Annotated in this window: 13 protein-coding genes and 1 pseudogene; 12 read left to right on the top strand and 2 right to left on the bottom strand. The window is 55.5% G+C overall.

Annotation, left to right across the window (positions count from 1 at the left end; translation table 11 throughout):
* Window positions 1–18 precede the first annotated feature (18 nt).
* The 5 genes from pyk to HALO_RS05720 are packed head-to-tail and all read left to right on the top strand — an operon-like array spanning window position 19 to window position 4,662.
* On the top strand, window positions 19–1,503 hold the full coding sequence (gene pyk / locus HALO_RS05700) for a pyruvate kinase (RefSeq protein WP_050713166.1): 1,485 nt from the start codon (window positions 19–21) through the stop codon (window positions 1,501–1,503).
* The gene (gene modA, locus HALO_RS05705) at window positions 1,481–2,275 is read left to right on the top strand and encodes a molybdate ABC transporter substrate-binding protein (RefSeq protein WP_035585322.1); all 795 of its coding nucleotides are present in this window, start codon (window positions 1,481–1,483) and stop codon (window positions 2,273–2,275) included. Before pyk ends, modA begins: the two co-directional genes overlap by 23 nt.
* A 41-nt stretch (window positions 2,276–2,316) precedes the next feature.
* Window positions 2,317–2,985 carry a molybdate ABC transporter permease subunit gene (gene modB, locus HALO_RS05710; protein WP_035585321.1) on the top strand — a complete coding sequence of 223 codons (669 nt, stop codon included), beginning with the start codon at window positions 2,317–2,319 and terminating at the stop codon, window positions 2,983–2,985.
* Complete coding sequence (locus tag HALO_RS05715) at window positions 2,978–4,126, top strand: ABC transporter ATP-binding protein (protein ID WP_231896814.1); 1,149 nt, start codon at window positions 2,978–2,980, stop codon at window positions 4,124–4,126. Before modB ends, HALO_RS05715 begins: the two co-directional genes overlap by 8 nt.
* Before the next feature lie 2 nt (window positions 4,127–4,128).
* Window positions 4,129–4,662 carry a DUF192 domain-containing protein gene (locus tag HALO_RS05720; RefSeq protein ID WP_050713167.1) on the top strand — a complete coding sequence of 178 codons (534 nt, stop codon included), beginning with the start codon at window positions 4,129–4,131 and terminating at the stop codon, window positions 4,660–4,662.
* 109 nt (window positions 4,663–4,771) lie between these two features.
* Here HALO_RS05720 and HALO_RS05725 read toward each other — a convergent pair whose 3' ends face one another.
* Window positions 4,772–5,506 carry a ParA family protein gene (locus HALO_RS05725; protein ID WP_035585317.1) on the bottom strand — a complete coding sequence of 245 codons (735 nt, stop codon included), beginning with the start codon at window positions 5,504–5,506 and terminating at the stop codon, window positions 4,772–4,774.
* Window positions 5,507–5,582: 76 nt separating this feature from the next.
* Between HALO_RS05725 and HALO_RS23710 the strand changes: the two are divergent.
* Window positions 5,583–5,708 (top strand): annotated as a pseudogene (locus HALO_RS23710) (DUF192 domain-containing protein); the annotation flags it as partial.
* On the opposite strand, the gene HALO_RS05730 reads toward HALO_RS23710, so the two are convergent.
* Window positions 5,683–6,537 (bottom strand): DMT family transporter, encoded by an 855-nt coding sequence (locus tag HALO_RS05730; protein ID WP_035585314.1) that lies wholly within the window; start codon window positions 6,535–6,537, stop codon window positions 5,683–5,685. The pseudogene HALO_RS23710 and the gene HALO_RS05730 sit on opposite strands and share 26 nt — an antisense overlap.
* Before the next feature lie 326 nt (window positions 6,538–6,863).
* Between HALO_RS05730 and HALO_RS05735 the strand changes: the two genes are divergently transcribed.
* The 6 genes from HALO_RS05735 to HALO_RS05760 all read left to right on the top strand — a co-directional run bounded on the left by HALO_RS05735 (window position 6,864) and on the right by HALO_RS05760 (window position 13,254).
* Entirely contained in the window at window positions 6,864–7,745 is an 882-nt protein-coding gene (locus HALO_RS05735; protein ID WP_050713168.1) for a sugar phosphate isomerase/epimerase family protein, read from the top strand.
* Between the two features lie 47 nt (window positions 7,746–7,792).
* Entirely contained in the window at window positions 7,793–8,692 is a 900-nt protein-coding gene (locus tag HALO_RS05740; RefSeq protein WP_035585312.1) for a hydroxypyruvate isomerase family protein, read from the top strand.
* A gap of 36 nt (window positions 8,693–8,728) precedes the next feature.
* Window positions 8,729–10,417 carry a GMC oxidoreductase gene (locus HALO_RS05745; protein WP_050713169.1) on the top strand — a complete coding sequence of 563 codons (1,689 nt, stop codon included), beginning with the start codon at window positions 8,729–8,731 and terminating at the stop codon, window positions 10,415–10,417.
* Complete coding sequence (locus HALO_RS05750) at window positions 10,414–11,073, top strand: gluconate 2-dehydrogenase subunit 3 family protein (RefSeq protein ID WP_035585308.1); 660 nt, start codon at window positions 10,414–10,416, stop codon at window positions 11,071–11,073. The genes HALO_RS05745 and HALO_RS05750 overlap by 4 nt, the downstream gene beginning before the upstream one ends.
* Before the next feature lie 212 nt (window positions 11,074–11,285).
* Window positions 11,286–12,446, top strand: a complete 1,161-nt coding sequence (locus tag HALO_RS05755; protein ID WP_035585307.1) for a carbohydrate porin — start codon at window positions 11,286–11,288, stop codon at window positions 12,444–12,446.
* A 37-nt stretch (window positions 12,447–12,483) separates the two neighbouring features.
* Window positions 12,484–13,254, top strand: a complete 771-nt coding sequence (locus tag HALO_RS05760; RefSeq protein WP_050713170.1) for a 3-keto-disaccharide hydrolase — start codon at window positions 12,484–12,486, stop codon at window positions 13,252–13,254.
* Window positions 13,255–13,439 lie beyond the last annotated feature (185 nt).

Raw genomic sequence — 13,439 nt, forward strand, 5'->3', positions numbered from 1 at the left:
TTGCATGGTTGGAATATTATGAACGCACTGCACTTCTCTTCGATCCGTCGTACCAAAATTGTCGCCACCCTTGGGCCTGCCAGCGACCGGGAAGGCGTGTTGGAAGCCATGCTTAAAGCGGGTGTGGATGTGGTGCGTCTAAATTTCTCCCATGGCACCGCCGATGACCACCGCCGCCGTTTGACCGAGGKGCGTGAAATTGCTGCCCAGCTAGGCCGCAGTGTCGCGGTGTTGGGTGATCTGCAGGGCCCCAAGATTCGTATTGCGCGGTTTAGAGATGGTGCCGTGGTGCTCAAAGAGGGCCAGCCGTTTATTCTTGATATGGCGCTGGATGGCGATGCGGGTGATATTCACCAGGTGGGCTGTGATTATAAAACCCTCTCCCAAGACGTCACCGCCGGTGACCGCCTACTATTAGACGATGGGCGCTTGGTGCTCGACGTGGCCCGCGTTGAAGGTCAGCAGGTGCACACCACTGTGGTCGTGGGCGGTAAGCTCTCCAACCATAAAGGCATCAACAAGCAGGGCGGTGGGCTATCAGCGCCGGCATTGACCGAGAAAGACAAAGAAGACCTCAAAACCGCTGTTGAGATTGGCGTCGACTACCTCGCCATTTCTTTCCCCCGCCATGCCGAAGATATGCTCGAAGCGCGCCGCCTGTTGGGCGAGGCGGGCAAGGAAATTGGTTTGGTTGCCAAGGTCGAGCGCGCCGAAGCTGTGGCGGATGACGCCACACTGGACGGCATTATCGAAGCCTCTGAAGCGGTAATGGTAGCGCGGGGCGATCTTGGCGTTGAAATTGGCGATGCCAAACTGGTCGGCGTGCAAAAGCGCATGATCAAACGAGCACGCTCGTTGAATCGTGCGGTGATTACCGCCACACAAATGATGGAAAGCATGATTTCGGCGCCGCTTCCCACCCGCGCAGAAGTGTTTGACGTGGCCAACGCGGTGCTGGATGGCAGCGATGCGGTCATGCTTTCGGCGGAAACCGCTGCGGGCGATTACCCGCTGGAAACCGTGGAAGCGATGTCGCGTGTTTGTTTGGGTGCCGAGCGTGAAAAGTCCGCCCAGGAGTCCGGCCACCGTATTCATGAAGGCTTTACCCGCCCGGACGAAACCATCGCGCTTTCCGCCATGTACGCTGCCAACCATATGACTGGCGTCACCGCGATTGCCTGTATGACGTCGTCGGGCTATACGCCGCTGATTGCCTCGCGCATTAGTTCGGGCTTGCCGATTGTGGGCCTGGCCCATAACCCCATCGCCCAGCGGCGTATGGCGCTCTACCGCGGCGTTGTCTCGCTGCCGTTTGATACCTCTGAAATGAGCGCCACCGAGCTAAACGGTCGTGCCCTTGAGCTACTGGTGAAGATGGGTATCTCTAAAGTCGGTGACCATGTGATCCTTACCCGCGGTGACCACATGAATGCCCACGGCGGCACCAACACCATGAAAGTGATGGAGATTAGCGACGAAAATGCTGAAGCTAGCAACCGCTAAAGCCGCTCGTGGGCTGCTGCTGGCCTGCCTGCTGCTGATTGGGTCCCCTGCGATGGCAGGGGCGCCCATTGTCGCCGCGGCTTCGGATCTGCAGTTTGCCCTCACTGAAGCCGCTGAGCAGTTTAAGCAGCAAACCGGCCATGCCCTGCGGCTCAACTTTGGCTCGTCGGGCAACTTTCGCCGCCAAATCGCCCAGGGCGCGCCTTTTGAACTCTACCTCTCGGCTGACGAACGCTACGTTCAGGCGCTGTATGAAGAGGGTTACACCAAAGACGAGGGCGTGATCTACGCCATTGGGCGTTTAGTGTGGCTGCAGCGCAGCGGGCACGATAATTTGCCCAGTGAGGATACCCCGCTAGCGGCGGTGAAAAGCGCGCTGGAAGCTCACGCAAGTGGCGCCACTGAGCGCATCGCCCTGGCTAACCCAGAGCACGCGCCTTACGGCGTGGCGGCGAAACAGGCGCTTGAGCATGCCGGGCTTTGGGAGCAAACCGAGCCTTTGCGCGTACTAGGCGAAAATGTCTCCCAGGCAGCGCAGTTTGCGCTTTCAGACGATGCTCGCGGCGGATTAGTTGCTTACTCTTTGGCGCTTGCCCCTGCGTTGAGTGAGCGAAGTGAGTACGTACTTATTCCTGAAGCATGGCACAGCCCACTACGCCAGCGCATGGTACTGACCAATCAGGCGGGAGAGGTCGCCAGCGCTTTCTATCAGTGGCTGCAAGAAGACGAAGGGCAAGCCATTCTGCGCCGCTACGGCTTTAGCGCCGAATAATGGCTGGTTCATGATGGGCTGCTCGTAATGGATGGTTCTTAATGGATTGGTCGGCGCTTTCGGTCTCGCTTCGCCTTGCCGGGTTTACCTGCTTGATTCTTATCCCTGTCGCTATCTGGCTAGGCCGCGCTCTGGCCTACGCGCGTTTTCGTGGCAAAGGCTTATGCGAAGCGCTCGTAGCGTTACCGCTGGTATTGCCACCTACCGTACTGGGCTTTTATCTGCTGCTTAGCTTCGGTAGCGACGCGCCGGTGGGTTCTTTTTGGGCACAAATGACCGGCAACGGGCTGAACTTCACTTTTACTGGCATTCTGCTGGCCTCTCTTATCGCTAACCTGCCGTTTGCCGTTCAGCCGATTCAGCGCGCCTTTGAGCACGTTCCTCATAATCTACGCGAGGCGGCCTGGTGCAGCGGGCTTAGCCCTTGGCAAACACTGCTACGCATTGAGCTGCCGCTGGTATGGCCAGGGATTATGTCAGCGGCAGCGCTCACTTTTGCTCATACGCTGGGGGAGTTCGGGGTGATTTTAATGGTGGGCGGCGCCATTGATGGCGAAACCCGCACCCTCGCCATCGCTATCTATGATCGCGTTCAAGCGTTTGATGAACAGGGCGCGGCGCAGATGTCGGCGCTGCTATTGTTGGTATCCTTTATTACCTTGGGGCTGGTGTATGGGCTGGCCGGGCGCAGGCGGTGGGCACGTGGCTGATTCGCGAATGGCAGAGCCGTTTCAAGGGCTATGCGTGGCGGTCGATCAACCGGGGCCGATTCCCCTGGCCGCCGAGTTTGCTTGCCAGCCTGGTGAACTGCTGGCGCTGGTAGGGCCATCGGGCAGCGGAAAAACCACGCTGCTGCGCACTATCGCCGGGCTTTACCGCCCCCAAAGTGGACGAGTGGCGTGCGCGGGCGACGTTTGGTTTGATGCTGAGGGTAAGCATTCMCTCTCGCCGCAGGGTCGGCAGGTAGGCATGGTGTTTCAGGACTATGCGCTGTTTCCCCACCTAACCGCCTCGCAAAATATTCAGCTCCCCCTGCGCCATTTAGCCCAACCGCAACGCCGTGAGCAGGCGGAGCAGTGGCTTGCCAAGGTGCGCTTGGAAGGGCTGGGTGAGCGTTACCCGAATGMGCTTTCCGGTGGTCAGCGCCAGCGAGTGGCGTTGGCCCGCGCTTTGGCCCGTGACCCCAAGGTGCTGTTGCTGGATGAGCCGTTTTCGGCGGTGGATCAGGTTACCCGTCGGCGGCTGCAGCGCGAGCTGGCGCTGCTGCGCCAGCAGATAGACATTCCGATTGTGCTAGTGACCCACGATTTGGAAGAAGCCTCCGCGCTAGCCGACCAAATTTGTGTGCTGCACAACGGGGTAAGCCTTCAGCAGGGCACCCCCGAAGCGCTATTTAGTCGCCCTTCATCACCGTTAGTCGCGCGTTTGTTGGACCGCCACAATTTGTTTGAAGGCGTGATTGTGGAGGTGGATGGTGAACGACGGTTGCAGTGGGGTGAAAGCTGCCTGGAAGTCGCCGATGGGCTCAACGGTTTACCTTTGGGCGAAAGTGTCACCTGGTATTTGCCGCCGTCAGATATTGTGCTTCACCGCCGCGACCGCCCATCCCAGGGAGAGCGGGAAAACCCGATCACGGCCACAGTCAGTGAGTTGGTGGTGTTGGGGGGCATTACGTCAGTTTCATTGCGCGCAAACCATGGTGATATGTTACGTTTCGATATCGCCACCCATGCCGCACGGCGCAATCAGTTAACCTGCGGCGCTGTGGTGAACGTTTCGTTACTGGCGGCAGGCATTCACCTGATGCGAGGCCACCGAGTTCGCGCAGATGCGCATGATAAAAGGAAGTAAGCATGGATCCCACGCGTCGCACGCTGCTTAAAGCATCGTTACTATTACCGCTGGCGGCGCTGCTGCCGATGTCGCTGCTTAGCTCGTTGGCTTGGGGGCAGGCGTCAACGAAAGAGATGCAAACGCTGGCGCTGGCTATTCACAGCGAGGGCGGTCCGCATCGTTTAGACGTTGAAGTGGCGGAAACAACGCCTCAGCGTCAGCGCGGCTTGATGGAGCGTGAGAGCTTGCCCGAAGAGCGCGGCATGCTGTTTCGCTTTGAGAGCGAACAATCGGCCAACAACGCTTTTTGGATGTATCGCACGCTGATCCCCCTCGATATTGCCTTTATCGATGGCGACGGGCGCATCGTGGCGATCAATACCATGCAGCCCTGCGAATCCTCGTCGCCGAGTGACTGCCCCTCTTMCCCGGCGGGTGCGGCTTACCATTCAGCGCTAGAGGTCAATGGCGGCTACTTTGCCGAGCGCGGTATCAAAGTGGGCGACTGCGTGTCGATTCCTGACGAAGCCGGTTTCTGCCAACCTGCCGATTAAGCGGGGCATTGGCGAGGGCGGAGTCTGATCACAATCAGGACTATGCCCGCGACCACCAAGTCGCTGCCCCGACCTTGAGCGGGTTGAGGCAGACAGTTGATGCAGACGGTTATTGCAGACGCTGCGCGATCTCTCGCCACAGCGCGGCGTAGGCGCGACCGCCCCGGCTGCTGCGGGCAAAATGCCCGACCGGAGCGCGTTCGATACCCATGCGCTCGACCTCACTGGCGTTGGGCACGGTCGTCGAAAGGCGCCTCGGCCAGCGTTCACTAAGACTCTCCATTACCTCGCGGTGCAGGGTCTTGCGGCGGTCGGCGAGGGTCACGAACGGCCAGATTGGGCAGGCCTGTTCGACCGCGTCGAGATGACCTTCTAGTTGCTCAAGGGTGCGCAACGACAGGGTAGTCGGCACCACCGGCACCAGCAGGGCATCGACGCTGGAGAAGATCTGCTCGGCGAGCGCGGACAGGCTTGGCGGGCAGTCGAGGATCACTAAGTCGTAACTGGCCATCACCGGCTTGAGGATCTTGCGCAGCCGACTGGGCTTGCGGGCTTCCATTGACGCTTCCAGGTCGCGCGAACCCAGCGCCGCAGGCAGCAGGTCGAGCCCTTCGAAGTCGGTCTCGCGGATCGCTCGATCAAGGTCGGCCTTGCCTTTGACCAGTTTGTCGACGCCACCGCGCACTTTAGGTTTGCTGCGCAGATAAAAGGTGGTGGCGGCCTGCGGATCGAGATCCCAAAGCAGCACTCGCCTGCCATCGCGTGCTGCTTCGGCGGCGAGATTGACGGCGGAGGCGGTCTTGCCCACGCCGCCCTTAATACTGTAAAGCGCCAGCATCTGCATGGGGAACTCCCTGCTCAGTGAAAGGCTAGTCTAACCGATGGTCCCCCGTGGAAATGTGACGTTTCGATGACGGGCCTGCGAGTCCTCGTCGCCGAGTGACTGCCCCTCTTATCCGGCGGGAGCGGCTTACTATTCAGCGCTAGAGGTCAGTGGTGGCTACTTTGCCGAGTGCGGTATCAAAGTTGGCGGCGGCGAAAATTGAGTACAATCAGAGCGATACCTGCGACCACTAAGCCGCCGCCCACCAGTTTATGCACGCCTAGGCTGTCGCCCATCAACAGCGCACCTAAGCCGACTGCCAGTACCGGTACGAGTAGCGTCATGGGCACCACGCGATTAACCGGGTGGCGGCGCAACAGCGCATACCAAATCCCGTAAGCAACAATCGATGACATCACAGCGGTGTAAATCATCGCCCCCCAGCCTAACCAAGTTGCCTGCTGCATCGCCTGCCACTGACCGCTCTCAAACAGCCATGAGCCTAGCGCTACCTGGGGCACCGCAAACAGTGCCATCCAGCCTGCCAGCGCCATAGGCGCAATCGGCGGGCCGCGCTTGATCAATAGCTGTGATACTGCCCAGCCAATGGCACTACACAAAAGAATCGCCAGCGGGAGCGGAGAGGGTAACGTTGGCCCGCCAGCCAGCACGACGACCCCGGCAAAAGAGAGCAGCAGCCCGGCGATACGCTTGGGCCCCAGCTTCTCTTTCAGAAAAATTACCGCCAACAGCGTGGCAAAAGGCGTCCCCATTTGTACCAGTAGCGCGCCGGTACCCGCCTCAGCGTGCTCCAGGCCAATAAACAGCAGAGCAAAGTGCAGGCTGCCAAAGGTTACCGAGAGCAGCAGCAAAAAGGGCAGTTGTACCCGCGCCACAGGGTAAAACGGCACCAGCAGCGCCGCGACGAGCATAAAACGCAGCGTGGTCATCAACAGCGGCGGTAACTCCGCCACGCCGACCTTAATCACAATGATATTCAGCGCCCAAATGGCGATCACAAACAGGCCGAGCAGTAAATCGCGTAGTGGCACGTTGATGTCCGTTGGTAGAGGGAAACGATAGCCATTGTACCAGTTTGGCCGACGGCAAAAATAATAGTGCTATGAGTAGCTGTTAGGCATCGCTGCTGTTTGATACCAAAGTATTAGGTTTTACTTTAATAGTCTATATGTCGTTTATAACCAATTGGTTGTGAATTGATTTGTGAGGATGTTCAGTTCTTTTGGGCATCTTTTAAGCGGTAAAGCAGACGGCTGACTTGCACATTTAATTAAGATGATCTAAAAAAATGTAACCGATTACATTTTTGCATCGGCGCTTTCACAACCTATAACAATCCAACAACAACGAGGTGGATATGGATACCCCGCGACGCTTAAAACGCATGAGTTCACAGGCTCTATTGGCTGCCAGTGCCGTGACGCTGTCAGCGCTGAGTGTAGCTGGCTTTGCCCAAGCTCAAGACGACGCCGAGCTACCCATTGCCGTGCAAATGTACACGCTGCGGGATTTTGGCAGTTTGGAAGAACAGTTAGCTGCCGTAAACAGGGCAGGTATTTCGGCGATTGAAACGGTGGGCACCCAGGAAGTGACTGCCGAAGAACTCAATGCACTGTTAGAAGAGCATGCGCTTGAGGTGATCTCAAGCCATGTGCAATTGGACGACCTGCGCAATCGCTTAGACGAAACGGTGGCGTTTAATCAGGCGGTAGGTAACGACACCTTGACGGTGCCTTATTTAGCCGAGGACGCTCGCCCTAGCGATGCAGAAGGCTGGCAGGCGCTGGGTGAAGAGCTTGGTGATATTGCCGCTGAGCTAGACGCCGAAGGGTTGCGCTTGGCGTATCACAACCACGATTTTGAAATGGAAGTGTACGACGATAAAACCGCCCTAGAGCATCTTTTTGATGCAGCCGGATCTGACCTGTTGGCAGAACTGGATCTCGCCTGGATCGCACGGGGCGGGTTTGACCCGGCAGAGTACGTAACGCGTTTTGAGGGGCAACTGTTTGCTGTACACGCCAAAGATAACGCGCCAGAAGGCACCGCTGAAGAGGAGGGTGGGTTCGCAACACTCGGCACAGGTGTACTGGATTGGGATGCGATATTGCCCGCCATTGAGGCCACTGATATTGAGTGGTACATCATCGAACACGATATGCCGCTAGACGCTGAAGCGGTGATTACCGAAGGAAATAGTTTCCTAGAGGAGAAATTGGCAGCGCTTCGTGAAGAGTGATGCACGCATAGTCCATCTCATTTAGATGACAAACGCGAGGATGCTTTATGAAGCGCTACCTTATTGATCGGCGTAGCCTGCTGCGCCACTCCGTTACCGGTGCTATCGGCCTGGCTGCACTACCGCATCTTGGGTCTAAAGCCTTAGCTGACAACACACCTGCTCAGCGGGCTTTAAAGGGCAATATCCAGCATTCGGTTGCACGCTGGACGTTCGATTTTCTTTCTCTGGAAGCGCTGTGCCAGCTTTCAACTGAGTTGGGTATTAAGGCGATTGATCTGGTGGGGCCCGAAGAGTGGCCTGTGCTTCGGCGCTACGGGCTCGACTCCGCCATGTGTAATGGCGCGGAGCTGAGTCTTGAAGATGGCTGGGGAGATGTCCGTTTTCATGCCGAGCTGGTTGAACGCTATCTCAATCATATCGATTTGGTCAGCCAAGCGGGTTACACCAATTTAATCTGCTTTAGCGGCAATGCCCGGGGCATGAGACCTGAACAGGGTTTGCAAAATTCCGAAGCAGGTTTAAAGCAGGTGATCGCCCATGCGGAGTCAAAGGGCGTGGTGCTGCAGATGGAGCTGTTCAACAGCAAAATCGACCACCCCGACTACCTTTGCGATAACTCTGTCTGGGGGATTGAGCTTTGCCGTCGCCTCGATTCACCTAACTTCAAACTACTCTACGACATCTATCACATGCAGATCAGTGAAGGGGATGTCATTCGCACCATCCGTGAAAACTCCCATTTTTTCGGCCATTACCATACTGCCGGTGTGCCTGGGCGGCATGAAATAGATGACACCCAAGAGCTCAACTACCCCGCGATTTGTCGCGCTATTCGAGATACCGGCTTTAAGGGCTATATCGCCCAAGAGTTTCTCCCTGACCGGGCTAGTCAACAGGCAAAAATAGAATCACTGCAGGCGGCTATTCAGCTCTGTGATGTGTGATTCGACTCCAATAACAACACAGTAAGGAAGATGACCATGCCAGATAATCACTACGATGCCATTGTGGTTGGCTCAGGCATTAGCGGCGGTTGGGCTGCTAAAGAGCTAACCGAGAAGGGGCTAAAGGTTTTACTGCTTGAGCGTGGGCGCAATATTGAGCACGTGAAGGATTACCACAACGCCGATAAAGAGGCTTGGGACTATCCCCACCGCAACGAGCCTACCCAAGAGATGATTGCCAAGTTTCCGGTGCTCAAACGCGACTATCCCCTCAATGAAGCCACCATGGGCATGTGGGCGGATGAACAGGCCAATCCCTACGTAGAAGAGAAGCGCTTTGACTGGTTTCGCGGCTACCACGTAGGCGGGCGCTCCCTGCTGTGGGGGCGACAAAGCTACCGGCTCAGCCCGATGGATTTTGAGGCCAACCAGCGGGRAGGCATCGCCATTGATTGGCCGATTCGCTACGAAGATATCGCCCCGTGGTACGACTATGTGGAGCGCTTTGCCGGTATCGCGGGCACCCAGGAAGGACTGGATATTCTTCCTGATGGCGAGTTTCTGCCGCCAATACCGCTTAACTGCGTGGAAGAAGATGCCGCCAAGCGTATTAAAGAGGCGTTTGGTGGCCAGCGTCATCTTATCCACAGCCGGGTGGCCAATATTACCCAGCCAAAACCGGAGCAAAATCGAGTCAACTGCCAATACCGCAATAAGTGCTGGCTGGGCTGCCCCTATGGCGCCTATTTCAGCACCCAGTCCGCTACGCTGCCTGCTGCGGTKGCCACCGGCAATTTAACGTTGCGTCCGTTCTCGATTGTCAGTCAGGTGCTGTATGACAAGGACCGCCAGCGAGCGCGAGGCGTTGAGGTGATTGATGCCGAAACCCATGAAACCCACGAGTACACCGCCGATGTGGTGTTTCTCAACGCCTCGACCTTCAATACCACCTGGATTTTGATGAACTCTGCCACCGATGTCTGGGAAGGCGGTTTGGGTAGCAGCAGCGGCGAACTGGGCCACAACGTGATGGATCACCACTTCCGCTGTGGTGCCAGTGGCGAAGTGGAAGGCTATCAGGATAAATACTATTTTGGACGCCGCCCCGCAGGCTTTTACATCCCTCGTTTTCGCAACGTAGGCGATGAGCAGCGTAGCTACGTGCGGGGGTTTGGTTATCAAGGKGCGGCGAGCCGCCAGGGCTGGGATCGCGAAATTGCCGAACTCAATATCGGCGCTGATTTAAAGCAAGCACTCACCCAGCCAGGCGGTTGGACGATCGGAATGACCGGCTTCGGCGAAATGCTGCCCGACCACGATAACCGTATTTCTCTGGATCATAGCGTTCGCGATAAGTGGGGGCTGCCGGTGCTGTCGATCAATGTTGAGCTCAAGCAAAACGAGCGCGATATGCGCCGGGATATGGTTCAGGATGCGGTCGAGCTGCTGGAGGCCGCTGGCGTGAAGAACGTCAAAGGCGACGTAGGCGATTACGCGCCGGGCATGGGCATTCATGAAATGGGCACTGCGCGGATGGGCCGTGACCCGAAAACGTCCGTGCTGAACAGCCATAACCAGGTGTGGGACGCGCCCAATGTCTTCGTGACGGATGGTGCCTGCATGACGTCATCCTCTTGTGTGAATCCATCTTTAACCTACATGGCACTTACCGCTCGGGCGGTGGACTATGCCGTGGAAGAGCTTAAGCGGGGGAACCTGTCATGAATCGTCGCGAGCTACTCAAAATGATCGCGCTGACGACCGGTACAGCGATGATTGGGGGCAAATCTCTATTTGCCTTTAGCGGTACTGGCCAGGCAGACCACTCCCTTAGCAGCCAGGATGTGCAGCGCCTAGACGAGCTGGCCGAAACTATTTTGCCACGTACCGATACCCCAGGCGCTAAGGATGCCAACGTCGGGGAGTTTATGGCCGTGTTCGTTAGCGACTGCTATACGCCCTCAGAGAGAGAGGTGTTTTATTTTGGTTTAGCGCAGCTTGAGGCGCGCAGCCGAGCGGCTTACGAGCGTGACTTTATGGCGTTAAGTGGCGAACAGCGATTAGAGCTCATAACCGAGTTAGACCGAGAAGCGATGGCGCACGCCCAGCAACAGGCTCGTAGAGAGCAGCCAACCCCTGCTGAGGCACTGACTGCAGAGACCCAGACCGCGCAAAATCAAACGGCGGAAACTCAGTCAGCACAGGAGCACGCGGATAGCGATGAAGCGCTTCCACACTACTTCACCATGATGAAGCAGCTAACGCTGTTCGGCTTTTTTACTTCAGAAGTCGGCGCGACGGAAGTCTTACGCTACGAAGCTGTGCCTGGCCGTTACGACGGCTGCGCGCCCTATAACGGCGAGCCTGCCTGGGCAACTTAATTGTGATTTAAAGCAGTGGTGCCAAGTGATTTATCGCCTATTGTTGGCGGCAGACGTTGGCACCGCGCTCAGGCTGCAGCTATCTCTTTGAAGTCTACATTGACTTGGCTTATAGGCGGCAACTGTCTAGCTGAGTGCATTGTTGCGACTGTTCTAAGGGATAATTTCGGTAAATTGCATATTAGTAACAAGAATAAAAGGAGCAAAGCGTGATGTCTCAAAGGCTTCCTCTTAGAGGCTTTCTTATTGTCAGCATTGCAACTCTTAGTAGCACTTCCAGTATTGCACAAGTTGTTTATGAAGATGAATCGCAAAAACTCACCTTTGGAGGCGATGTAGAACTAGATATTAATGCGCAGAATACCCATGCAGGTGAAGGCCCTATTTTTTTTGAGGGGGATATTGAACGAGGTGATGAATTTGACCAAACCGGTCGTATATTGCTCGATATTAGTGGCGAGCGTAGTAGTCCTGCTAACCACTATGCGCGCTTTAAAGTGCAGCCACTGGTTCAGACTAACGGTGATTTTGGTGTCGATGACGCATGGTTAGCAATCGGTAGTTCCTACGGGCTTGAAGTTAAGATTGGTCGCTTCGAAGCATTTGATCTATTCCCTTTAGGTCAAGATGTATTTGTTGGTTTCAGTGGAGATACCTCAGATAGCCTGTACCGCGATGGTCAAGGCTATGTGTATCAAGCTAAGGAAGGACGTGGGAGAGGAGGTGACTCTGGTCAAGTGATGGTTAGCAAGCGCAGTGGTAATCTTTACGGCGAGGTTTCAACGCTATTCGGAGACCGTACAGATCTGTTCGATACAGATACTTATCATGGCTATCGCATTGATCCTGATGGACAAGTCAAAGACTCGTTTATTGTGCGCCCAGTTGTTGCTTGGTCTCCAGGCCCCTGGACACTGGCTGCAGGCCTTGAAGCTAATCTGGTGAGTGATGCTGTGGTCGATGAACGTGGTGCCGATATTAGTAACCGCACAGGCTATGGGACGCGGCTGTCGTATAACCAAGGCGACTGGCAATTGAACACAAACCTAGCTTATTTGGACGCTTATGAAGAAACAAATCTAACCTTGGGTTTTAACGCGTTGTGGCGAGGTTTCGGCGTTGGCTATATACATGCACGCAATGAAATTGACGATGTTAAACCGATTAACGACGAAGAGGTGGTTTTTAGCATGCCTGGTCGCTATAACATCGACACGCTTTATACCTCTTATCATTTCTCAGATGTGCTGAATATTGAAAATTTGAGTATTTACCTTGGTGCCTACTTTGGCCGTATTGATCATTACCAAATTGATGATCTAGATGATGCAGATCGCTATGGCGGAAGAATGCGTTTTAAATATTTATTTTAATAATTTTTGCTTTTTTTAACAGATGAGGAAAACCTATATGCGCTTACCAACACAGCTATTTTTTACGGCCTGTAGTGGTCTGATAGCAGCCCCGCTATTAGCAAATGAGGGCTCAATTGAAGATGAACTGAGTCCTCCACAACAGGCTGCCAAAACCGAAGTGTGGGAACCAGTACCCACTACGGTTTCGGTACCCGAAACCGACGCACCATCCGATGCGATCGTCCTGTTCGATGGCACCGACTTAGATGAGKGGGAAAACGAAGAAGGCGGGGCAGCCGAGTGGCACTTGGAAGATGGCGCCATGACGGTAAATCGCGGTGCGGGAGGCATTCGTACACGCAAGGATTTCTGTGATGTGCAGCTCTACTTGGAGTGGCGAGCGCCGTCCGATATTGATGGTATGGATGGGCAGGATCGAGGTAATAGCGGCGTCTTTCTACAGGAGCGCTATGAAGTCCAAGTGCTGGMCTCCTMCGACAACCCGACCTATCCCAACGGCCAGGCGGCTTCCATCTATAAACAGCATATCCCGCTGGTTAACGCATCGCGCCCGCCGGGGGAGTGGCAGAGCTATAACATTCTCTACACCGCGCCACGCTTTGATGATGAGGGCGCCCTTGAAAGCCCTGCCTACATCACTGTTTTGCATAACGGCGTAGTGGTTCAGCACCACGTTGAAGTGCAAGGCACCACCGAATGGATTGGAGAGCCCAATTACGAAGAAGCCCATGGCTGTGCGCCCATTTACCTGCAGGATCACGATGCTGACGTTAGCTTTCGCAATATATGGGTGAGAGAGTTATAGCAGAGCGCTTATAAGCACCCTAAGCAAGCAAGCCCAGTCTTCTGATGCTAGACAGTATCGGAGGCTGGGCTTTTTTGCGTTATAGGTGTCGTCACTAGTTGGCAGGCAGGCCTTGAACTTTTTTCATCATGGGTTAGTGCTTTGTACGTTGCTTTTCCATACAATATTATTAGGTAAAATTAATT

The sequence above is a fragment of the Halomonas sp. R57-5 genome (genome assembly GCF_900070345.1).
Classification (GTDB): Bacteria; Pseudomonadota; Gammaproteobacteria; order Pseudomonadales; family Halomonadaceae; genus Vreelandella; species Vreelandella ventosae_B.

Bases quoted from the DNA above. Each gene is read 5' to 3' on its own strand.
- HALO_RS05735 (WP_050713168.1), top strand. From the start codon at position 6,864: ATGGATACCCCGCGACGCTTAAAACGCATGAGTTCACAGGCTCTATTG.
- HALO_RS05750 (WP_035585308.1), top strand. From the start codon at position 10,414: ATGAATCGTCGCGAGCTACTCAAAATGATCGCGCTGACGACCGGTACA.
- modA (WP_035585322.1), top strand. From the start codon at position 1,481: ATGCTGAAGCTAGCAACCGCTAAAGCCGCTCGTGGGCTGCTGCTGGCC.
- HALO_RS05725 (WP_035585317.1), bottom strand. From the start codon at position 5,506: ATGCAGATGCTGGCGCTTTACAGTATTAAGGGCGGCGTGGGCAAGACC.
- modB (WP_035585321.1), top strand. From the start codon at position 2,317: ATGGATTGGTCGGCGCTTTCGGTCTCGCTTCGCCTTGCCGGGTTTACC.
- HALO_RS05740 (WP_035585312.1), top strand. From the start codon at position 7,793: ATGAAGCGCTACCTTATTGATCGGCGTAGCCTGCTGCGCCACTCCGTT.
- HALO_RS05755 (WP_035585307.1), top strand. From the start codon at position 11,286: ATGTCTCAAAGGCTTCCTCTTAGAGGCTTTCTTATTGTCAGCATTGCA.